The sequence below is a fragment of the Nonomuraea sp. NPDC049695 genome, assembly GCF_040674955.1.
Classification (GTDB): Bacteria; Actinomycetota; Actinomycetes; order Streptosporangiales; family Streptosporangiaceae; genus Nonomuraea; species Nonomuraea helvata.
In genome coordinates, this window is sequence record NZ_JBFANV010000002.1 from 216,897 (window position 1) to 241,193 (window position 24,297).

At 72.7% G+C, this 24,297-nt stretch carries 22 protein-coding genes; 15 read left to right on the plus strand and 7 right to left on the minus strand.

Features of this window, described 5'->3' with window-relative positions:
• Positions 1–104: 104 nt before the first annotated feature.
• Both add and AB0J64_RS03165 read right to left on the minus strand, forming a co-directional pair.
• A complete protein-coding gene (gene add, locus AB0J64_RS03160) occupies positions 105–1,019 on the minus strand; it encodes an adenosine deaminase (protein WP_364019748.1) in 915 nt (304 codons plus the stop codon).
• The gene (locus AB0J64_RS03165) at positions 1,016–1,960 is read right to left on the minus strand and encodes a nucleoside hydrolase (RefSeq protein ID WP_364019751.1); all 945 of its coding nucleotides are present in this window, start codon (positions 1,958–1,960) and stop codon (positions 1,016–1,018) included. Before AB0J64_RS03165 ends, add begins: the two co-directional genes overlap by 4 nt.
• A 71-nt stretch (positions 1,961–2,031) precedes the next feature.
• Between AB0J64_RS03165 and AB0J64_RS03170 the strand changes: the two genes are divergently transcribed.
• Genes AB0J64_RS03170 through AB0J64_RS03190 form a run of 5 tightly spaced genes read left to right on the plus strand, consistent with a single transcriptional unit; the run spans position 2,032 to position 9,265 of the window.
• A complete protein-coding gene (locus tag AB0J64_RS03170; protein WP_364019753.1) occupies positions 2,032–3,063 on the plus strand; it encodes a LacI family DNA-binding transcriptional regulator in 1,032 nt (343 codons plus the stop codon).
• A 58-nt stretch (positions 3,064–3,121) separates the two neighbouring features.
• Entirely contained in the window at positions 3,122–4,561 is a 1,440-nt protein-coding gene (locus tag AB0J64_RS03175) for a cytochrome ubiquinol oxidase subunit I (RefSeq protein ID WP_364019756.1), read from the plus strand.
• A gap of 2 nt (positions 4,562–4,563) precedes the next feature.
• Positions 4,564–5,559: a cytochrome d ubiquinol oxidase subunit II gene (locus AB0J64_RS03180; protein WP_364019759.1), complete on the plus strand. Its 996-nt coding sequence runs from the start codon at positions 4,564–4,566 to the stop codon at positions 5,557–5,559.
• 49 nt (positions 5,560–5,608) lie between these two features.
• On the plus strand, positions 5,609–6,154 hold the full coding sequence (locus AB0J64_RS03185; RefSeq protein WP_364019762.1) for a helix-turn-helix domain-containing protein: 546 nt from the start codon (positions 5,609–5,611) through the stop codon (positions 6,152–6,154).
• An 18-nt stretch (positions 6,155–6,172) separates the two neighbouring features.
• Entirely contained in the window at positions 6,173–9,265 is a 3,093-nt protein-coding gene (locus AB0J64_RS03190; protein ID WP_364019765.1) for a BTAD domain-containing putative transcriptional regulator, read from the plus strand.
• Here AB0J64_RS03190 and AB0J64_RS03195 read toward each other — a convergent pair.
• On the minus strand, positions 9,262–10,146 hold the full coding sequence (locus AB0J64_RS03195; protein ID WP_364019768.1) for an alpha/beta hydrolase: 885 nt from the start codon (positions 10,144–10,146) through the stop codon (positions 9,262–9,264). The genes AB0J64_RS03190 and AB0J64_RS03195 overlap by 4 nt on opposite strands.
• 100 nt (positions 10,147–10,246) lie before the next feature.
• On the opposite strand from AB0J64_RS03195, the gene AB0J64_RS03200 reads away from it, so the two are divergent.
• The 3 genes from AB0J64_RS03200 to AB0J64_RS03210 are packed head-to-tail and all read left to right on the plus strand — an operon-like array spanning position 10,247 to position 13,473.
• A complete protein-coding gene (locus AB0J64_RS03200) occupies positions 10,247–11,068 on the plus strand; it encodes an AraC family transcriptional regulator (protein WP_364019770.1) in 822 nt (273 codons plus the stop codon).
• 41 nt (positions 11,069–11,109) lie between these two features.
• Positions 11,110–12,501, plus strand: coding sequence for an aminotransferase class V-fold PLP-dependent enzyme (locus AB0J64_RS03205; protein ID WP_364019773.1), 1,392 nt, complete (start codon positions 11,110–11,112; stop codon positions 12,499–12,501).
• A gap of 51 nt (positions 12,502–12,552) precedes the next feature.
• Positions 12,553–13,473: a TIGR04222 domain-containing membrane protein gene (locus tag AB0J64_RS03210; RefSeq protein ID WP_364019776.1), complete on the plus strand. Its 921-nt coding sequence runs from the start codon at positions 12,553–12,555 to the stop codon at positions 13,471–13,473.
• A gap of 16 nt (positions 13,474–13,489) precedes the next feature.
• Here AB0J64_RS03210 and AB0J64_RS03215 read toward each other — a convergent pair whose 3' ends face one another.
• Positions 13,490–14,383: an LLM class F420-dependent oxidoreductase gene (locus tag AB0J64_RS03215; RefSeq protein WP_364019779.1), complete on the minus strand. Its 894-nt coding sequence runs from the start codon at positions 14,381–14,383 to the stop codon at positions 13,490–13,492.
• Positions 14,384–14,465: 82 nt separating this feature from the next.
• Here AB0J64_RS03215 and AB0J64_RS03220 point away from each other — a divergent pair, with 82 nt between their 5' ends.
• Positions 14,466–15,002: a TetR/AcrR family transcriptional regulator gene (locus AB0J64_RS03220; protein ID WP_364019782.1), complete on the plus strand. Its 537-nt coding sequence runs from the start codon at positions 14,466–14,468 to the stop codon at positions 15,000–15,002.
• 171 nt (positions 15,003–15,173) lie between these two features.
• Here AB0J64_RS03220 and AB0J64_RS03225 read toward each other — a convergent pair whose 3' ends face one another.
• Complete coding sequence (locus AB0J64_RS03225) at positions 15,174–16,031, minus strand: hypothetical protein (protein ID WP_364019785.1); 858 nt, start codon at positions 16,029–16,031, stop codon at positions 15,174–15,176.
• 335 nt (positions 16,032–16,366) lie between these two features.
• Here AB0J64_RS03225 and AB0J64_RS03230 point away from each other — a divergent pair, with 335 nt between their 5' ends.
• The 5 genes from AB0J64_RS03230 to AB0J64_RS03250 all read left to right on the plus strand — a co-directional run bounded on the left by AB0J64_RS03230 (position 16,367) and on the right by AB0J64_RS03250 (position 19,742).
• Complete coding sequence (locus AB0J64_RS03230) at positions 16,367–17,314, plus strand: right-handed parallel beta-helix repeat-containing protein (RefSeq protein ID WP_364019787.1); 948 nt, start codon at positions 16,367–16,369, stop codon at positions 17,312–17,314.
• A gap of 164 nt (positions 17,315–17,478) precedes the next feature.
• Complete coding sequence (locus AB0J64_RS03235) at positions 17,479–17,622, plus strand: hypothetical protein (protein ID WP_364019790.1); 144 nt, start codon at positions 17,479–17,481, stop codon at positions 17,620–17,622.
• A 2-nt stretch (positions 17,623–17,624) separates the two neighbouring features.
• The gene (locus AB0J64_RS03240) at positions 17,625–18,296 is read left to right on the plus strand and encodes a TetR family transcriptional regulator (protein WP_364019793.1); all 672 of its coding nucleotides are present in this window, start codon (positions 17,625–17,627) and stop codon (positions 18,294–18,296) included.
• Positions 18,280–18,480 carry a ferredoxin gene (locus AB0J64_RS03245; RefSeq protein WP_364019796.1) on the plus strand — a complete coding sequence of 67 codons (201 nt, stop codon included), beginning with the start codon at positions 18,280–18,282 and terminating at the stop codon, positions 18,478–18,480. The genes AB0J64_RS03240 and AB0J64_RS03245 overlap by 17 nt, the downstream gene beginning before the upstream one ends.
• Before the next feature lie 38 nt (positions 18,481–18,518).
• Positions 18,519–19,742, plus strand: coding sequence for a cytochrome P450 (locus AB0J64_RS03250; protein ID WP_364019799.1), 1,224 nt, complete (start codon positions 18,519–18,521; stop codon positions 19,740–19,742).
• On the opposite strand, the gene AB0J64_RS03255 is transcribed toward AB0J64_RS03250, so the two are convergent.
• Both AB0J64_RS03255 and AB0J64_RS03260 read right to left on the minus strand, forming a co-directional pair.
• The gene (locus AB0J64_RS03255) at positions 19,732–20,895 is read right to left on the minus strand and encodes an FAD-dependent monooxygenase (protein ID WP_364019802.1); all 1,164 of its coding nucleotides are present in this window, start codon (positions 20,893–20,895) and stop codon (positions 19,732–19,734) included. The genes AB0J64_RS03250 and AB0J64_RS03255 overlap by 11 nt on opposite strands.
• Positions 20,896–20,913: 18 nt before the next feature.
• A complete protein-coding gene (locus AB0J64_RS03260) occupies positions 20,914–21,378 on the minus strand; it encodes an SAM-dependent methyltransferase (protein WP_364019804.1) in 465 nt (154 codons plus the stop codon).
• 99 nt (positions 21,379–21,477) lie between these two features.
• Between AB0J64_RS03260 and AB0J64_RS03265 the strand changes: the two genes are divergently transcribed.
• A complete protein-coding gene (locus AB0J64_RS03265) occupies positions 21,478–24,204 on the plus strand; it encodes an AAA family ATPase (protein ID WP_364019807.1) in 2,727 nt (908 codons plus the stop codon).
• Positions 24,205–24,297: the final 93 nt, after the last annotated feature.

Consider the following 24,297-nt stretch of genomic DNA (forward strand, 5'->3'; position numbering starts at 1 on the left):
CCTCCCGAAGCTGTTAACGCTAACACTGTGTGGTATGTCACGTCGCAGAAGCGGCATAGAGTGTTCGGGTTGGCAACAGGGGCTGTCAAGACGCGGTGAAAATTTCAGTTCCCGAACGCCGCGGCGGCCGCGTGGGCCTGGGCGAGCTCCTCCTGCTCGGCCGTCCACCCCTCGAACTCCCGGGCCAGCGTGGTCCCCGCGGTGGTGCGCGCGTCGGTGCTGACGGTGACGGGGAGCCCGGCGGCCAGGAGCCGGGTGGCCGGGTGTGCGGCCAGGCTGGGGACGGCGCCGGTCAGCACGTTGCTGATCGGGCACATCTCCAGCGCGATCCGGTCGTGCCGCAGCCGGTCGAGCAGCGCGGCGTCGGCCGCGCACCGTACGCCGTGGCCGATCCGGCGGGCGCCGAGCACGTCGATCGCCTCCCACATGCTCTCCGGCCCCGCCGCCTCGCCGGCGTGCACCGTACACGGGAGATCCGCCGCGTGGGCCAGGTCGAAGGCGGCCCGGTGCGGCGCGGCGGGGTACAGCCGCTCGTCGCCGGCCAGGTCGAGCCCGGCCACCTTGTCGCGGTGCCGCAGCGCCGTCTCGGCGACGGACAGGCTCTCCTCCGGCGTCTGGTGCCGCAGGCAGCACAGCAGCAGCCCGGTACGCACTCCGGTTGCCGCCCGCCCCGCCGCCAGGCCCTCGGCGACGGCCTCGACCGCCTCGTCCTGGGACATGCCGTGCCTGCCGTGCAACTGGGGAGCGAAGCGCACCTCGCCGTAGACCACGCCGTCGGCCTGCCAGTCCTCGACCAGCTCGCGGGCGGCCCTGCTCAGCGCGTCGGGGGTCTGCAGCACCTGGAGCGGCACGTCGATGTACGTGAGAAACCTGCTCAGGGTGCCGCAGCCGGCGGGCGCCGTGACCAGCCGCTCGACCGGGCCGTCCAGGGTGATGCCCTGGCGGCGGGCCAGGTCGGCGACGGTGCCGGGGCGTACAGATCCGTCGAGGTGGCAGTGGAGCTCGTAGCGCGGGGTCATCGATGTCCCTCCAGGGCACAGGTGGTGAACAGCAACTGCTTGAAGCCGTGCTCGTCGACCCGCCGGACCAGCGTCACGTTCGGGGCGGGGGCGGAGCGGCGGCGGTCGACGATCAGCTGGCCGCGGGTGTCGTCCCCGAGGGAGACGCCCACGTACGCCCGCTCCTGCTCGAGGACCAGCTCGGGCCGGAGCGCCACGGCCATCGCCAGGGGGTCGGGGAGGTCGTACCCGGCCAGCCCGGTGACGTCCCGGGCCCACTCGGCGACCGTGCGGTTGACGCGGTGGGCGAACGTGGCCATGGGGGTGCCGAGCTGCTCCAGCCGGAGCTGGTCGGCGGGCGTCATGACGGCGTCCTTGCGCGAGGCGTCCCAGCCGATCCACGTCACCTGCTCCGGCGTGGCGCGCTCCAGCACCAGCCGGGCGGCCTCGGGGTCGGCCCACACGTTGAACTCGGCGGTGGCCGAGATGTTGCCGTGCATGTCGGCGGCGCCGGCCATGCAGTAGACGTGCCGGTACCGGCCGAGCAGGTCGCGGTCGCGGAGCAGGGCGACGGCGAGGTTGGTGAGCGGGCCGAGGGTGACCAGCGTCAGCTCGCCGGGGTGCCGGAGAGGGTAGTCCAGCAGGACGTCGACCGCGTGCTCGAGCCGGGCGGCGCGCTCGGGGTCCGGCAGGCCGATGTCGCCCATCCCGTCATGGCCGTGCACCTGCTGGGCGGTGGAGAGCGGGCGGGTCAGCGGGCACTCGCAGCCGGGATGGACGGGAACGTCGCCGCGCCCGGCCGCCTGCAGGGAGATGAGCGCGTTACGGGTCCCGGTCGCCAGGGGCACGTTGCCCGCCACCGTGGTCACGGCGCGGACGTCGCCCAGACCGCTGGCGGCGGCCAGCAGCAGCGCCACCGCGTCGTCGGAGCCCGTGTCGGTGTCGATGATCAAGGGCAGCACGGCGCACCTCCTAACATCTAATCGTTTAGAAGGCTCTATCTAAACGATTAGATGCGAGAATGTAAACCGCTATGACGAAACGCCCGAGCACTCTGGCCGACGTCGCCCGCCGAGCGGGGACCTCGACGGCGGTGGTCAGCTATGTGATCAACAACGGCCCCCGTCCCGTGGCCGCCGCGACCCGCGAGCGCGTCCTGGCCGCGGCGGCCGAGCTCGGCTACCGCCCCAACCGCATCGCCCGCGCGCTGCGCTCGCGCACCACGGGGGTGGTGGGCCTGGTGCTGGCGGACGCGTCCAACCCGTACTTCGGCGCGCTGGCCAGGTACGTCGAGCAGGCGCTCGAGAGGCACGACCGGCTGACGCTGGTGGGCAACGCCGGATACTCGCCGGAGCGCCAGGGGCATCTCGTCGAGCGCTTCCTGGCCGCCCAGGTCGACGGGCTGGTGATCGTCTCATCGGACACCTCCGGTGACGCGGCTGCGCCGACCGGCGTACCCGCCGTTTACGTCCACCACGGCCCCGCGGGCGGGCACGCGCCGGTGGTGGCGGCCGACAACCGGGCGGCCGTGCGGCAGGCGGTCGCGCACCTGCGCGAGCACGGGCACCGGAGCGTCGCCTTCCTGGCGGGTCCGCACGACGGAGGCCCTGTGGGAGTGCGGCGGGAGGCCTGGGAGGCGGCGGTTGGCGGAGAGCCCGGCTCTGTGGGGGTGCGGCGGGAGGCCTGGGAGGCGGCTGTCGGCGGTGACCCCGGCTCCGTGCTCCTGCGCTCCGACTACTCGCGGGCGGCGGCGGATGCACTGACCCGCCGCCTGATCTCGGAGGGCGCACTGCCGCGCGCCCTGATCGCGGCCACCGACGAGCAGGCCATCGGCGTCCTGTCCGGCGCCTGGGCCTGCGGCCTTCCCGTCCCCGGCCGGCTCGCCCTGATCAGCCTCGACGGCACCCCGGAGAGCGCCTACACCGCTCCCGCGCTGACGGTCACCGAGCAGCCGCTCCAGGCCATGGCCGAACAGGCCGTGGACCTGCTGCTCTCCCTTGACGGGAGCGCCGAACCGCCGACGGCGGCCCTGGTCCCGAGGCGTAGCTGCGGCTGCTCGGAGTGACACCAGATCCGCCGAGTGACACCAGAGCTACAGAGAGGCGTGGCATTACCCGTACCCGATGCCGGGCAGGACCCGCGACGGCGGGATCGAGCCGAGCAGCGGGGGAGCGAAGGTCATGTGTCACGGGGCCGCGCTGGCCGTTCATGTCCTGGACGGCGTCGGCGGTGCCGACCTGGGCGCCGCGCGGATGCAGATGGCGCTCTCGCTGGGCTGGCACATCGTGCTCGCCTGCTTCGGCGTCGGGATGCCGGCCATCACGCTGATCGCCGAGTGGCGGGGGCACCGCAGCGGCGACTCGCACTACCGGCTGCTGGCCCGCCGCTGGGCCAAGGCGATGGGCGTGCTGTTCGCGGTGGGCGCGGTCTCGGGCACGATCCTGTCGTTCGAGATGGGCCTGCTGTGGCCGGGCATGATGGGCGTGTACGGCGAGGTCATCGGCCTGCCGTTCTCCCTGGAGGGCATCGCGTTCTTCATCGAGGCCATCTTCGTGGGGATCTACCTGTACGCCTGGGACCGGCTGCCGCCCAGGGCGCACCTGCTGGCCGGAGCCCCGATCGTGCTCGCGGGGGTGGCCAGCGCGTTCTTCGTCGTCAGCGCCAACGCCTGGATGCAGCGGCCGACCGGCTTCCAGGTGAAGGACGGCCGCGTGGTGTCGGTCGATCCGTGGGCGGCGATGTTCAACCCGGCCACACCGCCGATGACCACGCACATGATCCTGGCCGCGTTCATGGTCTCCGGGTTCGGCATGGCGAGCGTCTACGCCGTCGCCATGCTGCGCGGGCGCCGCGATCGCTACCACCGGCTCGGCCTGCTGCTGCCGCTGACCGTGGCGGCGGTCATCACCCCGGTGCAGATCGGCGTGGGCGACTGGGCCGCCCACGCCGTCGCCGACCATCAGCCGGTCAAGCTCGCCGCCATGGAGGGCGTGTTCAGGACCGGGCGCGGGGTCCCGCTCCATCTCGGCGGCATCGCGATCGACGGCGAGATGCGGTACGCCCTGGAGATCCCGTACGGGCTGTCGCTGCTGGCGCACTGGGATCCGAACGCCGAGATCCACGGGCTGGAGGAGGTGCCGCCCGGCGACCGTCCGCCGGTCAACGTGGTGCACTGGGCGTTCCAGATCATGGTCGCGTTCGGTTTCGCCCTGCTGGCCCTGGCCGCCTGGCTGGCGTGGGAGTGGAGACGGCGGCGTGACCTGCCCCGCTCGCCCTGGTTCCTGCGCGGGGCGGCGGCGTCGGGCGTGGCCGCGGTGCTGGCGCTGGAGTCCGGCTGGGTCGTCACCGAGGTGGGCCGCCAGCCGTGGATCGTCTTCCGGGTGCTGCGCACGTCGCAGGCGGTCAACCCGGCGCCCGGCCTGGTGTACGGGTTCGTCCTGGTCACGGTGGTCTACCTGCTGCTCACCGTGGCCACCGTCTACGTCCTGCGCCGGCTGGCCCGCGACGTCCCGGTGCCGGTCGCGCCCCAGGAACGCGACATCAGCGGTTACAAGGTCGTGTGAGCATGCCGCTGCCGGAGATCATGCTCGTGGTCCTGTGGGTCGGCCTGACCGCCTACGTGCTGTTCGGCGGCGCGGACTTCGGCGGCGGCATCTGGGACCTGCTCGCCGGCGGCGCCAAGACCGGGCATCGGCAGCGGGAGCTGATCGAGCACTCGATCGGCCCCGTCTGGGAGGCGAACCACGTGTGGCTGATCTTCGTGATCGTGCTGACGTGGACCGGGCTCCCGTCGGTGTTCGCCGCCGTCGCCTCCACCCTCTACATCCCGCTCACGCTGGCCGCGCTGGGCATCATCGGCCGCGGCGCCGCCTTCGCCTTCCGCAAGGTCTCCACGGAGCTGTGGCAGCGCCGGCTGTTCGGCGCCACGTTCGCCTTCTCCTCCGTCGTCACCCCGTTCTTCCTGGGCACGGTCGCGGGCGCCATCGCCTCGGGCCGGGTGCCGCTCGGCATCGCCAGGGGCGACCTGGTGGGCAGCTGGCTGAACCCCACCTCCGTGACAGCGGGGGCGCTGGCCGTCGGCGTCGCCGCCTACCTCGCCTGTGTCTACCTGACCCGCGACGCCCAGCGCGCCGGCGCCGCCGACCTGGTGGCGGCCTTCCGCCGGCGCGCGCTGGTCTGCGGCGTGGCCGTCGGGGCGCTGTCGGCCGTGGGCCTGATCGTCCTGCGGGCCGACACGCCGGACCTGTACACCGAGCTGACGTCGGGGCGGGCCCTGCCGCTCCTCCTGCTCTCCGTGGTGGCGGGACTGGCCTCGCTGGCGCTGATGTGGTGGCGCGCGTACGTGGCCGTACGGCTCACCGCCGCCCTGGCCGTGACAGGGCTGCTGTGGGGCTGGGGCGTCGGGCAGTATCCCGCGCCGCTCCCCGGCGTCTCCCTGGACGAGGCGGCCGCCACCGACGCGGTCCTGGCGGCCAGCCTGGGATCGCTGGCCGTGGGCGCCGTCCTGCTGCTGCCTTCGCTGTGGTGGTTGTACGCCACCTTCCAGCGGGACCGCGGGTAAGGCTTTCTCGACTTTCGAGAAAGGTGGCAGAGCATGAGACCGTAGGGGAATGGACCCGTTGGAGCTTCTGGGACAGCCCGTACGGCTACGCATCGTCCACGCGCTGCGCGGCGACCGGACGCTGACCACCTCCCAGCTGTGTGCTCGCATCCCTGACGTCTCGAAGGCCACCGTCTACCGGCACATCGAGCTGCTGGCCGCCGGGGGGATCCTGGAGGTGGCCGAGGAGCGGCGGGTGCGCGGCGCGGTGGAGCGCCTCTACCGGCTGCGCCAGGACCGGGCCACGATCGACGCCGGCACCGCCGGGTCATTGACGACGGAGGATCACCGGCGCGGGTTCGCCGTGGCGATGGCCGCCCTGCTCGCCGAGTTCAACGCCTATCTGGACAAGGAGCACGCGGACCCGGCGGCGGACCTCGTCGGCTACCGCCAGCACGCCGTCTGGCTCACACGGGACGAGCTGCTGGAGCTGATCGCTCAAATGCGCCGCGCGATCGTGCCGGTGCTGGACAACGCCCCCGCGCCGGGGCGCACGCAGTACCTGATCAGTCCGATCCAGTTCCCGATCGAGCAGCCGTCCGGCGATCCCGGCTGATCCCCCTAACCTGGTCCGGTGACGACGGAGCTCATCCTGCTGCCGCGGGTGGCCTACCAAGGCGTGGAGATCAGCGGCGCCAGGCTGCGCGGCCTGCTCGCCCTCCTGGCCGGCGACCTGCGCACGGGCTGCGGCACCGGCCGGCTGGTCGAGGGGCTGTGGCCGGAGGAGCAGCCCGAGCACCCGGCCAGGGCGCTGCAGGTGCTGGTCTCCCGCGCCCGCGCCCAGCTCGGCTCCGACGTGATCGCCCGCACTCCGGCCGGATACCGGCTGACGCTGAGCGAGGACCAGGTCGACGCCTCGGCGATCGTGTTACGCCTGTCCGCGAGCGCCCGCCACACGCGCTCGGGCGACCACGCGGCGGCGCTGGCGCACGCCGAGGCGGGCCTGGCGCTGTGGGAGGGGACGCCGGACGACGACGGACGGTCCGACGACCCGGTCGCGGCGCTGCGGGCGGAGCGGCGCTCCGCGTACCGGTCGCTCGTACGGGTACGCGCGCTGTCCCTGTCGCGGCTGGGCCGGCCCGCCGAGGCGGCACCGGCGCTGGCCGAGCTGTTCCGTGCCCGGCCGAAGGACGAGGAGGTGCTGCTGGAGCTGCTGCGCTGCGAGGAGGCCACGGCCGGGCCGTCGGCGGCGCTGGCCACGTACGACGCCTACCGCCGGTCCCTGCGCGACGAGCTCGGCTCCGATCCCGGCCCCGCGCTGCGAGCCATGCACCAGCAGCTGTTGCGCGGCCGGTCGCCCGTGGTCAGGCACGGCGTCGACCACGAACCGAACGCGCTGCTGGGCCGCGACGGCGACATCGCCGCGGTGACGGACCTGCTCCGCCGCTCCAGGGTCACCTCCATCGTCGGCCCCGGCGGCCTGGGCAAGACCCGGCTGGCACACGCGGTGAGCCGCCGGGCGCAGCAGCGTTTCGTGCAGCTGGTCGCGCTGGCCGGGGTCACGGCCGACGACGAGGTGGCGGGCGCGGTCGCCTCGGCGCTCGGCGTCTCCCGGCCGGACTTCCTCCAAGGCATCGTCGAGGCGCTCGGCCGCGGTCCGGCGCTGCTCGTCCTCGACAACTGCGAGCACGTCGTCCGCGGCGCCGCCGAGCTGACCCGGGCCCTCGTGGCGATGACGGCCGACCTGCGGGTCCTCGTCACCAGCAGGGCCCCGCTCGGCCTGTCGTCGGAGTCGGTGTACGCGCTGCCGGAGCTGGCGCTCCCGACCAGCGTCGAGCTGTTCGAGCAGCGGGCGCGGGCGGCGCGGCCCGGCGTGGAGCTGCCCGCCGACGTCGTACGCGAGCTGTGCGGCCGGCTCGACGGCCTCCCGCTCGCGGTCGAACTGGCCGCGGCGCGGGTCCGGCTCATGTCGGTCGCCGAGATCGCCCGCCGCCTGGAGGACCGGTTCGGGCTGCTGCGCGGCGGCCCGCGGGACGCGCCGGACCGGCACCACACGCTGCACGCCGTGGTCGGCTGGAGCTGGAACCTGCTCGACCCGGCCGGACGGGCGGCCATGCGCGCGCTGTCGGTGTTCCCCGGCGGGTTCACCGCCGAGGCAGCGCGGCAGCTGGTCGGCGACCCTGACGTGCTCGAATCCCTGGTCGATCAGTCGCTGGTCAAGGTGACGGAGACGGAGGCGGGCACGCGCCTGTCGATGCTGCAGACCGTACGCGAGTTCAGCACGGCCGAGCGTGAGTCGGCGGGGGAGGGCGAGCGCGTGGTCGGCGGCTTCCTGGCCTGGGCCCGCGATTTCGGCCTGGCGCACCACGGGTCGCTGTTCGGCGCCGACCCGTTCCCCGCGATGCGGCAGATCCGGGCGGAGCAGGACAATCTCGTGCACGCGCTCCGCCACGCCCTCGAACGCGGGGATGACGCGACGGCCGTGGCGGCCTGCGCCGTGCTCGCGGGCCTGTGGACGGTCGAGTCCGACCATCCCCGGCTGGGCGCGCTCATCCGGGAGACGGCCGCGGCCCTGGCCCGCCTGCGGCCGGGGCCCGAGCTCGTGGAGGTGACCAGGACCGCGGCGGCCCTGTGCGCGGCGTACACGTTCGCCATCCAGGGTCCGCAGGCGACGCGGGCCCTGGTCGCGCTCCGCCGCCTGCCGCCCGCCCCGCCGGACACCGTGGTCAGGGCGCTGGCGACCGTGCTGGTCGCGGAGCGCTCGGCGCTGCCGGAGCTGTGCGAGAGCGGGCAGCCGCTGCTGGCGGGCATCGCGAACGGGTTCGCCGGCTACGTCAGGGAGGCCGAGAACGACCCGGACGGGGCGCGGGAGTCGGCCGCGCGGATGCTGGCCTCGCTGGAGAGCGTGGACCTCCCGTGGATCCGGCTCGTCGCCCACATCCGGATCGGCGCCCTGTGCATGCAGGACGAGCAGGGGGCTCGGATGCGGCGGCACTTCCGGGCGGCGCTGCCGGCGCTGGAGGAGCTCGGGGCCTGGTCGTCCGTCGCCGACCTGCGGTGGGGCCTGGTGCTGGCCAACCTGCAGCTCGGCGACATCGACGAGGCCGAGCAGTGGCTGGCGCTGACGGAGCTGAACCCGGTCGACGAGGCGGCGGCCGAGCTGGTGCCCGACCTGGCGGCACGGGCGGAGATCGCGCTCGCGCGGGGCGAGGTGGAGGCCGGGCTCCGGCTGTGGCGGCGGGCCGTGGACCGGCTGGACCAGACGCGGAGCCGGATCTTCCGCCCCGACTCGCGCGGGCTGCGGCCGTGGACGCTGGAGAGCCGGGCCGCCGCGGTGATCGCCCACGCGCGGCACGGCCGGCTCGACCTCGTCCAGGAGATCGTCGAGGAGCTGCCGGACACGCTGGAGGCCATGCTCGCCGACTCCGACGCGGGCGCCTCGCCGTACCTGGTGGACCACCCGATCTGCGGGGCGCTGCTGCTGGCCCTCGCCGTGGTGGACCTGGAGCGTGGGGAGCCCGCGTCGGGGGTGCGGCTGATCGCGCTGGCCGAGCGGCTGTCGTTCCTGCGCAGGTTCCAGCCGACCATGTCGTCCGACCGGGTACGGAGCCTCGCCGAGCAGGCCGGCAAGGAGCGGTACGCCGAGGCGGTGTCGGCATACCGCGCCCTGGGGAGCGGCGAGCTGCGTGCCGCCGCGCTGGCGGCGCTGCGCGAGCGGGTCCACTAGCCGCGGACCTTGGCGACCATCTCCTCGATGCCCTCGACGACGGCGTCCTCGGCTTCGATGTGGATCCAGCTGTGCGAGGCGTTCTCCAGCACGCGGACCTCTCCGCCGGTCATGTCGGCGTACATGGCGCGCTTGGCCTCGTTCTGCTCGCGCAGCAGCTCCTCCGGCAGGTACAGCAGCTGGCCGGGGTCGATGCCCATGGCGGCGAACGCGATCACGGGGACGGCGGGCACCTCACCGGCCCGGCGGACCTCGTCGGCCAGGTCGGCGAGGTTGGCGCGCTCCCGCATCCCCGCGGCGAACTCCTCCGGGTCGAGGTGCCGCTCGACCAGCGCCTCGCGGATCTCCTGCGGCCACTGCGCAAACATGCCGTCGAGCAGGCCACGGGCGGCCTCCACCAGCTCTGCCGGGATCTCGGTCACCGTCTCGTTCATGGCCTGCGCCTGCGTGAGCCTGAACGGCTCCGGCACGTACTCGTCCCACTTCTCGTAGAAGACGTCCAGCGCGACCAGGCCGGCCACCTGGTCGGGGTGGCGCTGGGCGAAGCGGCGCGCGTGCAGGCCGCCCAGCGAGTGGCCGACCAGCACATACGGGCCCGGCACGTCGGCGGCACGCAGCAGCCCGAGCAGCTCGTCGGCCGCCTCGGCGGCGGAACGCGGCAGGGTGGTGGGGTCGCTCCAGCCGGTGCCCGCCCGGTCGAAGATGACGCCGGTGGTGAACCGGCTGACGCGCTCGTGAAGATTGAGGTAGTCGAGGCCCATGGCGGCGGCGCCGGGCAGGATGACCACGGCGGGGCCGCCGGTGCCCGAGCGGTGCAGGAACAGCTGCTTGCCCTCGACCTCGTAGCGGCGGCCGAGCGGGGTCGTGATGTGCCGGCTCATGAAGAACTCCTGGTGATGCGGCGGGACTGCCTGACATCACGAAGTCTGCGAGCGGGGTGTTTTACGGGGCATTCACCGCTGTTTCAGCAAATTTCGCGCTATGAAGGGACATGTGGAACTTGCCCGCTACTGGCGCTATCACGGGCTCGGCGGCCTGGACCTGATGCGCGCGCAGTTCGTCCGGCACCGGTTCGCCCGGCACAGCCATGAGACGTACGCGCTCGGCACGGTGGAGGCCGGCCTGGAGGAGATCCGTTTCGCCGACGGCGTGGAGCGCACGGGCGTGGACGAGGTCGTGCTGATCGAGCCGGGCGTCGTCCACACGGGCCAGTCCCACACCGCCGACGGCTGGGTGTACCGGGTGCTGTACCCGAGCGTCGAGCAGGTGCGGGAGGTCGGGGACGAGCTCGGCGTCCCGGGCGGGACGCCGTCGTTCGACCGGCGGGTGATCGCCGACCCGCGGATGGCCCGGCGGGTGCTGGCCGCCCACCGCGCGGCGGAGTCCGGCGCGTCGCTGGCCGCCGACTCCCAGCTCCACACGCTGCTGGTCCTCATGCTCCGCACGTACGGCACGCGCCGGCCGCAGCGCCAGACCCGTGGGATCGGCAGGCGGAGCGTGGCCCGGGTACGCGACCTGCTGCACGCTACGATGCCGGACCCGCCCGGCCTGGCGGAGCTGGCGGCCGTGGCGGGGGTCACGCCGTACGCCCTGGTGCGCTCGTTCCGGCGGGCGTACGGCATGCCGCCGCACGCCTACGTGACCCAGCTGCGCGTCGCGAAGGCCCGCGAGCTGCTGCGGCAGGGCACGCCGCCCGCCGAGGCGGCTGTGACGGTGGGGTTCTGCGATCAGTCGCACCTATCGCGGCATTTCCGCCGTCTCGTCGGCGTGCCGCCGCGCGCTTACCAGCGCGGGGTGCAATAACGTCCAATCCTTCACGTACGCCGCCTGTCTACCGTGCCCGGGTGACAACCGACGAACGTGCTCTTCCTCTCGACCTCGACCCTTCCGCCATCGCACGCCTGGGCCGGCACGCGGTGGACTTCCTGGCCGACTGGGTCCGCGAGCTGGACTCGGCCCCCGCGAGCGACTACGAGCAGGCCGAACCGCTGACCACCGCGCTGCGGCGGCCGCCCGGCGACGGCCCCGGCGACTTCGGCGCGCTCCTGGAGCTCTTCCGCGAGGCCGCCGGGCAGGGCGTGGACACGGCCGGGCCGGGCTATCTCGCCTACTTCCCTGCGGGCGGGCTGGTCACCGCCGCGCTGGCCGAGCTGCTGGCCCAGACCGTCAACCGGTTCACCGGCGTGGCCCAGACGGCGCCCGCGCTGGTGGCCATGGAGCACGGGGTGCTGACCTGGTTCTGCGACCGGTTCGGGCTGCCGCCGGGCGCGGGCGGGCTGGTCACGACGGGTGGCTCGGTGGGGACGCTGTCAGCGCTGCTCGCCGCGCGCCAGGCCCTGGGGGACGGCACGATCTACGTGACCGAGCACACGCACTACTGCGTCGCCAAGGCCGCCCGTATCGCCGGCCTGCCCGCCGAGCGGATCCGTACCGTGCCCGCCACCGCCGACCTGCGCATGGACGTTCCGTCGGCGGCCGCGATGATCGCCGCCGACCGCGCCGCGGGGCTCCGCCCGTTCCTGCTGGTCGGCACCGCGGGGACCACCAGCTCCGGCACCGTCGACCCGCTCGCCGAGCTGGGCGAGCTGGCCCGCAGGGAGGGGCTCTGGTTCCATGTGGACGCCGCCTACGGCGGGGGGTTCCAGCTCACCGAGCGCGGCCGGGCCCGCCTCGCCGGGATCGAGACGGCCGACTCGATCGTGCTGGACCCGCACAAGAGCCTCTTCCTCCCGTACGGCACCGGCCTGCTGCTGGTGCGCGACCCGCACGTACTGCATGCCGCCCACGCGGCCGACGGCCGCTACCTCCAGGACCTCAGCCCGACGGGCGACCTGCCCGACTTCGGGCACCTCGGGGTGGAGCTGACCCGGGAGTTCCGCGGTCTGCGACTCTGGCTGCCGCTGCACCTGCACGGCGTGCGGGCCTTCGAGCGAGAGCTGGACGAGAAGCTCGACCTCACCGCCGACCTCCACCGCCGCCTCGCCCAGGACCCGCGCTTCGAGGTGCCGTGGCAGCCGGACCTGACCGTGGTGCTCTTCCGGCTACACGGTACGGACGAACGCAACAGGCGGTTCCTGGCCGAGATCAACGCCACTCGGCGCGTGTACCTGAGCAGCACGACCATCGACGGGAGGTTCTTCCTCCGCCTGTGCGTGCTCAACTTCCGCACCCATGCGGACCGCCTCGAGGAGGCCCTGGGCATCATCCGCACGGCCGCCTCACAGGAGGTCCGTTGACCGGAACCCTTATCTGCTCCTTATGCGTTGATCGAGACACGGGGAGGTCTTATGGACGTTGTCCTGGCTCTTGTGTCGGCGCTGCTGGGGGCGGTCACCGTCGGCACGGTTCTCACGGCGGAGTTGTCGCTGGCCCGGGCCCGCCTGCGGATCGGCGGGCTGCGGGACGTCGAGCTCGGCTACTACGACCTCGCCTATCTGGCGGGCGGCCCCTGGCGGGTGGCGGACACCGTGGTGGGGCTGCTGTCGAGGGAGGGCGAGATCCGGGTCTCGAGAGGGGGCAAGCTGCACCGCGTCCGCACCGCCGTCTCCGCGGGGCACCCGGTGGAGCGGCGGCTGCTCGAGATCATGGCCGCGCGGTCGGTCGGCCGCCCGGCCGTGCGCGTCAAGCGTGAGCTGGCGGGGAGCGCGGAGGTCGCCGAGATCAGGGACAGGCTCGTCGGCCTGGGCCTGATCGTCGATCCTCGGGCCGTGGCCGGGTACCGCGTCTGCCGGGACCTGCTGAGGTGGATCCCCGCGATCGCGATCGGCGGGGCGGTGGCCAACGTGGTCGTCATGATCGTGATGGGCTCGCCGGAGCTGTCGGTGGCAAGCCTGCTGGGGTTCGGCGCGAGCTGGTTGGTGGCCAAGAAACTCGCACCCCTGTACGCCGGGAACCGGCGGGTCACGCTGGGCCGGGCGGGGCGCCACCACGTGGAGAAGGCGCGGCGGGAGCACCCGCACGGGGTCGTCGCCGACGCGGTGGCCATGCCGCTGGCCCTTTACGGACTGAGCCACCTCGGGGACCCCGGACTGTCGGCCGAGCTCAGCACCCGGGCGATCCCGGACGGCCATCTCTACCCGGCTGACCTGGGCCTCAGCCACTCGTACGGGGCCATCCCCGGCAGCGGCGGCGGCTGGGGATGCGGTGGCGGGGGTTGTGGGGGCGGTGGCTGCGGCGGCGGGGGTTGTGGCGGCGGCGGGAGTGGGTGATCCCCACCACCTGGTCTCAGCGGCGGAAGAAGTCGAGGGTGCGGGCCCGCTCCTGCGCGTCTCCGACCGGGCTGACCAGGAACTCCGTCGTGCCCGCGTCCGCGTACTGGGCGATCGACTTCTCGACGGTGCGCTCGTCTCCGGCGATAACCGTCTCGTGCACGCCGGAAAGGCCCTGGCGCTCCAGCATGGAGCCGTAACTGGCGAACCTCCCGGCGAAGCCGAAACGTTCGCCGATCTCGCCACGGACCCGTTCGGGATCGTCCGTGACGGCCACCATGGCACTGGCCACCACCCGTGGTGAGGGGCGGCCCGCCGCCCGCGCGGCCTCGGTGATGCGCGGCACGATGTGCTCGCTGATCGCCTGGGCGCCCGTCCAGACGGTGACCGTGCCGTCGGCCAACTCTCCCGCGATGCGCAGCATCATCGGGCCGAGCGCCGACAGCAGCACCGGTGGCGCGGCGACGCCGGGCGCGTCCACCTGTCCGGCGGCCGAGAGCGTCTCGCCGCGGTACTCGACCGTCTCGCCGCGCAACAGCGGCATCAGCGCGCTGAGGTACTCGCGCACGTGCCGGGCGGGGCGGTCATAGGACAGGCCGAACGCCCCCTCGACGATCTCCCGATGGCTCGGGCCGAGGCCGAGCGTGAAGGTGTTCCCGCTGACGGACTGGGCGGTGAGCGCCTGTCCGGCCAGCGCCAGCGGGTGCCTCGGGTACGTCTGCACCACGGCCGTGCCGACGTCGATGCCCGGCACCTCCCGTCCGGCCAGCGCCGCCACAGTGATCGAGTCCCACGAGGTCAGCTGGCTGAAGAAGGCGCTCTCGAAACCCGCGGCCTTCGCGTCGCGCACATGGCCGACCAGGGAGTCCACGCTTGCGCCGCCGCTGTGGAGGTAGACACCGAGCTTCATGGCTGCTCCTAAGGTGAAGACAATATTCCGCTTAAGGGAGGCTACGATAACCTGAATCGGAAATTCCGGTAAGGGGGGGTGAATGGTAAGAGCTGACGCGCGGCGCAACCGCGAACGCATCACGACGACCGCGCTCGACCTGTTCGCCGAGCACGGACCCGCCGTGTCCATGGAGGACATCGCCCACGCGGCGGGACTCGGCGTGGGTACGCTCTATCGCCACTTCCCCGACCGGCTCACCCTCGTCACGGACATCGCGAACACGGCGCTGCACGCTCTGCGCGACCACGCCTTGGCGCAATCGGCCGAGGACATCTCCCGCTGGGAGGTGCTCCTGCGCGTCGTGCGTCACTGCGCCGGTCAGCCGTTCGCCCTGATCACTTCACTCGTCGGGACGCCCCCGGCGCCGCCCTCGACCCGCGAGCTCGTACGGGAGGTCAACGCGTTGCTGGCCGAGGTCGTCGAGCAGGCGCAGGAAGAAGGCACGATGCGCCGCGACCTCACGCCGGAGCAGGTCGTCGAGCTGCTCAACGTGATGGTCTGCCGCCCTGGCGCCCGGCCCGACGACCCGCTCACTACCGTGCTGCTCGACGGCCTCAGGGCGCGCAGGAGCGCTTGACCGCCTTGCCCGTGAGGTCTCGCTGGATCCGGAGCTGCGGCGCTTCGCCTGGAATTCCTCACGGAGGAGACCGCCACCGGCGTCCGCCTGGGCCCAAGAACGAACCGCCCCTCTCTGTCAGTCAGAGCTTGAGTCGAACCCGGCGGGAGGTGCTCACCTACATCATCTCTGTCAGTGCTTGATGGGCAGGTCCTTGCGGGCCTGGTCCAGGTCCTTGGCCCAGATCCACAGCCGGTAGGGCGGCGGCACCTCGTGGTAGCCGTACAGGCCGACCTCGGTCAGCGTACGCAGGTCCACGCACACGCGCTGATAGGCGTCCCCGATCGCCTCTGCAGGGTCGTCCAGGTGCTGGGTGCCGAGTTTGACGCAGGCGCGGTACTCGTACCCCAGCAGCAGATCCGGGCCGAAGTTCGCCCAGGCGCCGCGCTTGTCCTGCCATGCCGCCTCGGCCTCGGTGAGCAGCAGGTTCAGGTCGGAAGTGGGCGGGATGGAGGGGTAGATCACGAAGGTGGCGGCCCAGCCGAGCGCCACCATGTCGAGGTTGAACGTACGCCGCTCGGGATCGTCGCGCGGCGGCAGCGGATCGGAGGCGGAGCCTGAGAACCAGGGCGCGGTGTAGGCCAGCAGGCGCCCGTGGCCCTCGACGAGCTCGCCGGTGGCGACGACCGCCATCTTGCGTCGCGTCCCGTCCCGGCGGGTCAGCCGGGTCTTCACCATGCTCCGGTGTGCTTCGGCCGCCAGCTCGCCGGCGGTCAGGTGGTGCAGGGCGGCGTCCGGGGTGATGCGCGAGACGAGGTAGTCGCGCAGGTGCTGGGGGAGAGCGTCGTACGTGCCGTCCTGAAGCCGGGCCTTGGTGCGTTCGAGGGTCGCTTGGGCGGTCGGCGGGCTGCCGCCGTAGTGGCTCTCCGGGGTGTCGATCGACACCATGCGGATCGACATCTCGATCTTCGGCGTGTCGCCGTCGGTCACGTCGACGAACAGGTAGTCGTTGGCCGGGCGGCTGGGCCCGACGAAGTGGAGATCGATCATTCTTGCGCTCCAGTGACGGCGAAGACCTGGAGCACCAACATCGCAGCCGATCAGGATGCCACGACGACGGACACGCTTGTCCACACTGCCGGAGATCGTAAATTTCCGATTCGGCACCCCCAAGGGCGGCCCGACATGAAAGTTTCACCGCGAGAAAGTGTCACTGTTAGCCGCTGGCCAGCGGCGATGCCTTTCCGGCAGTGATCGCGACCGGTCCCGGCATTGACGCTAGGAAAGCGCTTTCCTACCGTTGCGGTCGTTCGCTCATGTGTGTGGCGTTCACAAATGTGAACGGCAGTCAGGAAACGACTCGCAAGCACGGGAGGAGAACAGAGATGCGACGCACCTCCAAACTGATCAGCGGCCTTACCGCCGCGATCACCGGGGTGGCCGGGCTGGCCATGACCGCGCAGCCCGCGTCGGCGGCCGACACCGCCCTGGTCGGATGGGCTACGCAGGGCGGCGGCACGACGGGCGGTGGCAGCGCGGCCACGACGACGGTGAACTCGTCCTCCGCCCTGACCAGTGCCCTGTCGTCCGGTTCTGCCGCGGTGATCAGGGTGTCGGGGACGATCTCCTGCTCCGGCATGCTCCGCGTGGCCTCGAACAAGACCGTCATCGGCAACTCCGGCGCGGTGATCGCCGGCTGCGGATTCAACGTCGCCAGCGCGTCAAACGTCATCATCCGCAACCTCACCTTCCGCAACTGGAACGACGACGGCATCAACGTCCAGTACTCCACGCGGGTGTGGATCGACCACAACTCCTTCAGCAACGGCTACGACGGAGCGGTGGACATCAAGCGCGCCAGCGACTACGTCACCGTCTCCTGGAACAGGTTCTCGAACCACGACAAGACCATGCTGCTCGGCCACAGCGACAGCAACGGCGGCGAGGACCGCGGCCACCTGAGGGTGACCTACCACCACAACTGGTTCGACGGGACCAACCAGCGCCACCCGCGGGTGCGCTTCGGCAACCCGGTGCACGTGTACAACAACTACTACTCCAGCATCGGCAGCTACGGTGTGGCGTCCACGTGTGAGGCGGGCGTCCTCGTCGAGGGCAACTACTTCGAGAACACCAAGGACCCGTTCCACCGTGGCGAGGGCAGCTCTCCCGCGGGCAACCTCGTCGCCCGCAACAACTACTTCGTGAACTCCGGCAGCGGCAGCGCCGGAGGCAGCGTCGGCTCGATCCCGTACTCCTTCACCCTGGACACCCCCTCCAACGTCAAGTCCATCGTGACCGGAGGTGCGGGCGCGGGCCGCATCAGCATCTGACCCCACTCGCAGACGGCCTCCCCCGGGTCTTCTCCACACCCGTGGGAGGCCGTCCCATGCTCGCGTACGCCTCGAAGAGGGTAGATTTTAATTCAGTCGCTTGACTTAAGCGGTGACGCTTTGGTTGGGTGAACCCGGATCGATGTCCACTCTGGGAGGTCACGGTGAGTCAAGCCGGCGGTGAGCAGGTGCTGAGCTACCCGATTCCGAGCCAGGCCGCGTTGGAGCCGCCCGCCGAGTGGGCGGAGCCGCGCCGGGACGAAGGACTCGTCGTCGGTGGACTCCAGAAAGTCCCGGTGCGGTGGTGAGCATGGCCGTTCGAGCCGAGCGGGTCAGCGCGACCCGCGAGCAGATCCTGACGGCCGCGGAGCGGCTCTTCGCCGAGCAGGGCGTGTTCGCCGTGTCCAACCGGCAGGTCAGCGAGGCCGCGGGCCAGGGCAACAACGCGGCGGTCGGCTATCACTTCGGTACGAAGGCCGATCTGGTACGCGCGATCGTGCGCAAGCACGCCGAGCGGCTCGAGCGCATCCGCGGGCGCATGCTGGCCGAGATCGGCGACTCGGCCGACGCCCGCGACTGGGCGGCCTGCCTGATCCGCCCGGTCACCGAACACCTGGACGCGCTGGGCAGCCCCACGTGGTTCGCCAGGTTCGGCGCGCAGGTGACGACCGACCCCGCGCTGCGCGACATCATGATCGACGAGGCCCTGACCTCGCCCACGCTCGTCGAGATCGTCACCGGGCTCAACCGGTGCCTGCCCCAGCTGCCCCCCGAGGTACGCGCTGAGCGCAGCGAAATGACGAGCCAGCTGATGGTCCACATGTGCGCCGAGCGCGAACGCGCTCTGGCCGAAGGCCGGCCCACGCCCCGGGCCACCTGGCACGACGCCGCGACCGGGCTGATCGACGCCGTGGTCGCGCTGTGGGCGGCCCCTTTCACACCCGACGAGCAGAGAGGAACTTCTGATGAAAGTACGCGTTGACGAGGACAAGTGCTGCGGCGCAGGCCAGTGCGTGCTGCTCGCGCCGGACGTCTTCGACCAGCGTGAGGACGACGGCATCGTCATCCTGCTGGAGGCGGAGCCCGCCGAGCACCTGCACGCGTCGGTCCGTGAGGCCGCCGCCGTCTGTCCCGCGGCCGCCATCGAGCTCAGCGAGAACGCGTAACACCCTCCCTACCGACTTCTCCCAGAAGAGAGCACGCGATGAGCGACACCTTGAGCCCGGCCGAGACTCCGGACTTCCCGATGGCCAGGGCGGCCGGGTGCCCGTTCGACCCGCCGCCGCAGTTGCGCGCCCTGCAGCAGGAAGGGCCGCTGGCCAGGGTCCGGATCCCGGAGAGCGGCGGCACCGCGTGGCTGGTGACGACGTACGCCGAGCAGCGGGCCCTGCTGGCCGACCCGAGGGTCAGCTCCGACGTCACCCGCCCTGGCTTCCCGATCCCGGCGCCCGCCGGAAGCGGCGGCGGCATCGGACTCAGCTTCATCCTGATGGACGACCCCGAGCACGCGCGGCTGCGCCGCATGGTGCAGGCGGCGTTCACCGTCAGGCGGGTGGAGTCCATGCGCCCGGCCGTGCAGAAGATCGTGGACGACATGATCGACGACCTGCTGGCAGGGCCGAAGCCGGTGGACCTGGTCGAGGCGTTCGCGCTGCCGGTGCCTTCGCTGGTGATTTGCGAGCTGCTCGGCGTGCCGTACACGGATCATGACTTCTTCCAGGAGAACAGCAAGACCATCATCAAGCGCAGCGTGGCGCCCGAGGAGCGGGCCGCCGCCGGCGGGCGGCTGGCTCATTACCTGGACGACCTGGTGGGCAGGAAGCTCGCCGAGCCGGGCGACGACCTGCTGTCGCGGGTGGCCGAGCGGGTGAAGGCCGGCGACCTGACCCGGCAGGAGGCCGCCCAGATGGGCGTGCTCCTGCTGATCGCCGGGCACGAGACCACCGCCAACATGATCGCGCTCGGCACGCTCGCCCTGCTGCGGAACCCCGGCCAGCTGGCCCTGCTGCGCGAGAGCGACGACCCCAAGCTGGTCGCCGGGGCGGTGGAGGAGCTGCTGCGCTACCTCAACATCACCCACAACGGGCGCCGTCGCATCGCGCTGGAGGACATCGAGATCGCCGGCCGGACCATCAGGGCGGGCGAGGGGATCATCATGGCCAACGACATCGGCAACCGGGACCCCTCGGCCTTCCCCGACAACCCGGACGAGCTGGACATCCGCCGTGACGCCCGCCGCCACGTGGCCTTCGGCTTCGGCGTGCACCAGTGCCTCGGCCAGCCCCTGGCCCGGATGGAGCTGCAGGTCGCCTACAGCACCCTCTACCGGCGCGTCCCCACCCTGAGCCTGGCGACGGACCTGGACCGGGTCCCGTTCAAGCACGACGGCGCGGTCTACGGCGTCTACGAGCTGCCCGTCACTTGGTGACCGCCAGCTCCGACAGGTTCATCGCCATCGTGTGGTGAACCGCCGGGATGAAGTCCAGGGCGCGCAGGGCCGTGTTCCGCAGGGAGCGGAGGGGGCCGCTGCCCACCGTCGCGATTCTCGTCATCTTGTGCGTGAAGGCGACGACCTCCTCGGCGACCGGGCGCCGCTCGGCCTCGTACGCGGCCAGGACCGTCTCCGGGGCGCCGTCGCGCAGCACCGCGGTGAGCTTGCCCGCCAGGTTGAGCGCGTCCTGGATGCCGGTGTTCATGCCCTGGCCGCCGGCCGGGCTGTGGACGTGGGCCGCGTCCCCGGCCAGGAAGATCCGGCCTGCCCGGTAGCGGTCGGCGAGGCGGTGGTGGACGCGGAAGCGTGAGCTCCAGACCAGGTCGGTGACCGTGGCCGGGTGGGCGACCGGGCCGCGGGTGTCCAGGAGCGCCTGGACGTCGGGGATGTCCGGGCGCTCGGGGGCCTCCTCGACCGTCGCGACGATCCGGTGGCGGCCGCCCGGCAGCGGGGCGACGACGGTCACCCCGGCCGGGGCGAAGTACAGGGAGACCTCGTCGGCGGCTCCCGCCCAGTCGAGGCGCACGTCGGCGAGCACGAACGACTGGGCGTAGGTGTCGCCGGTGAAGGAGATGCCGCTGTGCTCGCGTACCGTGCTGTGCATGCCGTCGGCGCCGACCACGTACGAGGCGCGGATCAGCCGGCCGTCGGCGGTCGTGGCGGTGACCCCCGTGGAGCTCTGCTCGACGCCCGTGACCTCGTACGGGCGGTGCACCGTCCCGCCCGCGGCCAGCAGCCGGTCCAGCAGCACCCGCTCGGTCACGTCCTGAGGCACCAGCAGCGTGTACGGGAAGTCGGTCGGCAACTCGTCGAAGCCCACCGTCAGCAGGATCCGGTCGCGGTCGCGTACGGTGAAGCGCGGCACGGTGACGCCCAGGGACACCAGCTCGTCGCTCACGTCGATCTCGCGCAGCACCTCCAAGGTGCGGGCGTGCACGACGGAGGCCCGCGAGGTGTCGGCGCCGCTCGCCGCCTTGTCCACCAGGACGGCTTGCACGCCCTGCCGGGCCAGCGCGGTGGCCAGGGCCAGGCCCGCCGGGCCCGCGCCGACGATCAGGACGTCCGTGCTCTCGGGAAGCTGTGCGTTCATGTCCGGGATCCCCTTGTCTCAGTAGTAGGTGCGCATCAGCTCGGTCGCCCAGGCCGGCTGGGCGGTCTCACCCTGCGGGCCGAACTCCGCCATGTACGGCTTGAGATCGAGGACCGGGCTGCCGTCGATGGCGTCCAGACCGCGTACGCGCACGTCGAGGCCGTCCACGGCGAGGAGGCGGCAGCGGGAGACCCCCAGCCGGTTCGGCCGGTTCTTGGCCCGCTGCGCGAAGATGCCCACCGGCGGCCAGTCCGGATTGCCTCTGGGGCGGCGGGCCGAGGTGTGCACGGCAGCCGGGTCCACGAGGTGGAAGAGGAACACCACCTCCAGGTGCGAGAACTCGTCAAGCCCGGCGAGCGAGTCCGGTGCGAAGCGCGTCCCGTCGAGGCGGATCAGTGCTTCCTCGGTGTTCCAGTCGTCGTCGAACGCCTCGGTGCGCCCGCCGACGACGGTGCCCACCGGTTGCAGAGTCACGGTCGTCATGGCTCCTGACCGTACGGGGCGGGCGTCGCCGGTGAATAAGTCACGATGACCGGGCGGCTCGCGGGCGCAGGCTGCCGCTTAGGTAGGGTCGGGGGCATCATGATCGGGCGTAATGCGGAGATCGCCCTCCTCGAGAAGATGATCGCCGAGTCGGTGACCGGCCGGGGCAACGCCGTCCTGGTGCGCGGCGAGGCCGGGATCGGCAAGTCGGCGCTGCTGGCGGAGGCCGCCCGCACGGCGGGGGATGATCTGCTGGTGCTGCGGGTCACCGGCGTGGAGTCCGAGGCGGAGCTGCCTTTCGCGGCACTCCACCTGCTGCTGCGACCGGCGCGGCACCTCATCCCCGCCCTTCCCGCGGCGCAGCGGGCGGCGCTGCTCGGCGCGTTCGGCGAGAGCGAGGAGGGCGCCCAGGACCGCTTCCTCGTCGGGCTCGCCGTGCTGACCCTGCTCGCCGACCTCGCCGAGGAGCGCCCCTTGCTCTGCCTGGTCGACGACGTGCAGTGGCTGGACCGGGCGTCGGTGGACGCGCTGGTGTTCGCGGCGCGCCGGCTGGAGGCCGAGCGGATCACCATGATCCTGGCCGCCCGCGACGACGGTGCGGAGCCGCCCGTCCACGGCGTTCCCGAGCTGAGGCTGACCGGTCTCACGCGGGCCGACTGCGAGACCCTGCTCGCGGAGTCGGCCGCCGATCTGGTGCCCGAGGTCCGGGACCGCGTGATCGAGGAGGCCGAGGGGAACCCGCTGGCTCTCGTGGAGTTCGCCGCCGTCCTCACCCCCGAGCAGCGGGCGGGGCAGTTGGCGCCGCTGCCGCTGCAACCGCCCAGGCTCTCCCTGGCCGGGCGGCTCGAGCAGTCGTTGCGCGCCGCGATCCGGCAGCTTCCCGAACGCACGCAGCTCCTGCTCCTGGTCGCCGCGGCCGAGGGCGCCGGCGGCCTGGAGCTCGTCCTGCGGGCGGCGGAGGGCTTCGGGGCGGGGCTGCCCGACCTGGAGCCGGCCGAGCGCCGCCACCTGGTGCGGGTCTCCGACGGGCTGCTGCGCTTCCGCCATCCCCTGGTCAAGACGGCCGCCTATCACGAGGCGCCGCTCGCGCGGCGCGTGGCCGCCCATCGCGCGCTGGCCGACGCGCTCGACGGCGACGAGCACGCCGACCGCAGGGCCTGGCACCTGTCCGCCGCGGCCGTCGGGCCCGACGAGGAGACCTCCGGCGTGCTGGCCGCCGCCGGAGACCGGGCCCGGCAGCGCGGCAGCCATGCCTCGGCCGCCACCGCGTACGAGCGGGCGGCGCAGCTGACCGTCGATCAGCGGTGGCGGGCCCGCAGGCTGGCCGCGGCCGCCGACGCGGCACTGGGCGCCGGGCAGCTGGCGCGGGCCGGCGCCGCGGCCGACCGGGGCCGGCGCCTGACCGACGAGCCCGTGGTGCTGGCCCGGCTGGTCGCCGTGCGGGCGGCGGTCGACTCCGAGCACGGCACGCCGGAGCCGGCGGCGCTGATCGACGCCGCCGCCGGCATCGCCCGCACCGCGCCGGCCGACGCCGCGTCCCTGCTCGCGACCGCCGCCGGCGAGGCCTGGTTCGCCGGCGACCACGCCGCGCTGAGGCAGGCCGCAGAACTGCTCGAATCCGTCGTGCCCGGCGACGATCCCGTGGCCGGGACGGTACGCGGCATGGAGCGCGTGGCGGCCGGCGACCCTGCCGCGGGCCTGCCGCTCATGCGCGCCGCCGTCTCGCCGCGCGACGCCACCGACCCGGTCGCCGGTACGTACGCGGTGTTCAGCGCGTTGATGACCGGCGACGCCGACGCGGCCTGCGAGCTGGCCGCCGCGCGCGTGGCCGCCTGCAGGGAGCAGGGCCTGATCGGCGCGCTGCCGCATGCCCTGCAACTGCTCACCCAGGCGCAGATCCTGCGCGGAAGGCACGCGGAGGCGGCCGAGTCGGGGGCCGAGGCCTGGCAGATCGCCCACGACACCGGGCAGGCGGGGCGGCTGCGGCACCTGCACGGCATCCTGGCGTGGCTCGCCGCCGTCGAGGGCGAGGACGAGACGTGCGTACGGCTCGCCCGGCAGGCCGAGGGCGCCGCCCAGGAACGCCACGGATCCGGGTGGGGCGGTTGTGCGCTGACCCTGCTCGACCTCGTACGTGCCCGCTATGAGGCGGTGGCCGGGCGGATGGCGCGGGTCCTCGACGGCCCGCTCGGCCACACCGTGATCGTCACCTTCGCCATAGCCGGCCACGTCGAGGCCTGCGCCCGGCTGGGGGAGCCGGAGCGCGCCTCCGAGGCGTTCGCCCGGTTCGACGCCTGGGCGGCGGCCAGCGGGCAGCCGTGGGCAGCCGCCGTCGCGCATCGCTGCCGCGCCCTGCTCGCCCCGCGCGACGAGGCCGAGCCGCACTACGGCGCGGCGCTCGAGTGGCACGCACGGGGAGGGTGCGAGTTCGAGCGGGCCAGGACCGAGCTGCTGTACGGCGAATGGCTGCGGCGGGCGCGCCGCCGCTCCGACGCCGGAGTGCGGCTGCGCGCCGCGATGGGCCGGTTCGCCGCCATGGGAGCCGCCCCGTGGGCCGAACGGGCCCGTACGGAGCTGGCCGCGACCGGCGCCCGCGCCGACCTGCCGGAGCTCGGGGTCGAGGCGAGACCGCTCGACGCGCTGACCCCTCAGGAGCTCCAGGTCGTCCGCCTGGCCGCCACGGGCGCCACGAACCGGCAGATCGGCGCCCAGCTGTTCCTGAGCCCGCGGACGGTGGGGTTCCACCTCTACAAGGCCTTCCCGAAGCTGGGCGTCTCCTCGCGCGCCGACCTGTCGGGCATCGACTTCGGAGATCGGATGGTCTGAGCTTCCCTTCGATGTCGAATCGGCGGGAGGCCGTTCGTGTAGCCGGTGAAGCCCGATGCCGGGCATCGTCCACGTCAAGGGAGGATCACAGCG

Bases quoted from the DNA above. Each gene is read 5' to 3' on its own strand.
- add (WP_364019748.1), bottom strand. From the start codon at position 1,019: ATGACCCCGCGCTACGAGCTCCACTGCCACCTCGACGGATCTGTACGC.
- AB0J64_RS03170 (WP_364019753.1), top strand. From the start codon at position 2,032: ATGACGAAACGCCCGAGCACTCTGGCCGACGTCGCCCGCCGAGCGGGG.
- AB0J64_RS03175 (WP_364019756.1), top strand. From the start codon at position 3,122: ATGCCGGGCAGGACCCGCGACGGCGGGATCGAGCCGAGCAGCGGGGGA.
- AB0J64_RS03180 (WP_364019759.1), top strand. From the start codon at position 4,564: ATGCCGCTGCCGGAGATCATGCTCGTGGTCCTGTGGGTCGGCCTGACC.
- AB0J64_RS03185 (WP_364019762.1), top strand. From the start codon at position 5,609: ATGGACCCGTTGGAGCTTCTGGGACAGCCCGTACGGCTACGCATCGTC.
- AB0J64_RS03195 (WP_364019768.1), bottom strand. From the start codon at position 10,146: ATGAGCCGGCACATCACGACCCCGCTCGGCCGCCGCTACGAGGTCGAG.
- AB0J64_RS03200 (WP_364019770.1), top strand. From the start codon at position 10,247: ATGAAGGGACATGTGGAACTTGCCCGCTACTGGCGCTATCACGGGCTC.
- AB0J64_RS03210 (WP_364019776.1), top strand. From the start codon at position 12,553: ATGGACGTTGTCCTGGCTCTTGTGTCGGCGCTGCTGGGGGCGGTCACC.
- AB0J64_RS03215 (WP_364019779.1), bottom strand. From the start codon at position 14,383: ATGAAGCTCGGTGTCTACCTCCACAGCGGCGGCGCAAGCGTGGACTCC.
- AB0J64_RS03220 (WP_364019782.1), top strand. From the start codon at position 14,466: ATGGTAAGAGCTGACGCGCGGCGCAACCGCGAACGCATCACGACGACC.
- AB0J64_RS03225 (WP_364019785.1), bottom strand. From the start codon at position 16,031: ATGATCGATCTCCACTTCGTCGGGCCCAGCCGCCCGGCCAACGACTAC.
- AB0J64_RS03230 (WP_364019787.1), top strand. From the start codon at position 16,367: ATGCGACGCACCTCCAAACTGATCAGCGGCCTTACCGCCGCGATCACC.
- AB0J64_RS03240 (WP_364019793.1), top strand. From the start codon at position 17,625: ATGGCCGTTCGAGCCGAGCGGGTCAGCGCGACCCGCGAGCAGATCCTG.
- AB0J64_RS03245 (WP_364019796.1), top strand. From the start codon at position 18,280: ATGAAAGTACGCGTTGACGAGGACAAGTGCTGCGGCGCAGGCCAGTGC.
- AB0J64_RS03250 (WP_364019799.1), top strand. From the start codon at position 18,519: ATGAGCGACACCTTGAGCCCGGCCGAGACTCCGGACTTCCCGATGGCC.
- AB0J64_RS03255 (WP_364019802.1), bottom strand. From the start codon at position 20,895: ATGAACGCACAGCTTCCCGAGAGCACGGACGTCCTGATCGTCGGCGCG.
- AB0J64_RS03260 (WP_364019804.1), bottom strand. From the start codon at position 21,378: ATGACGACCGTGACTCTGCAACCGGTGGGCACCGTCGTCGGCGGGCGC.
- AB0J64_RS03265 (WP_364019807.1), top strand. From the start codon at position 21,478: ATGATCGGGCGTAATGCGGAGATCGCCCTCCTCGAGAAGATGATCGCC.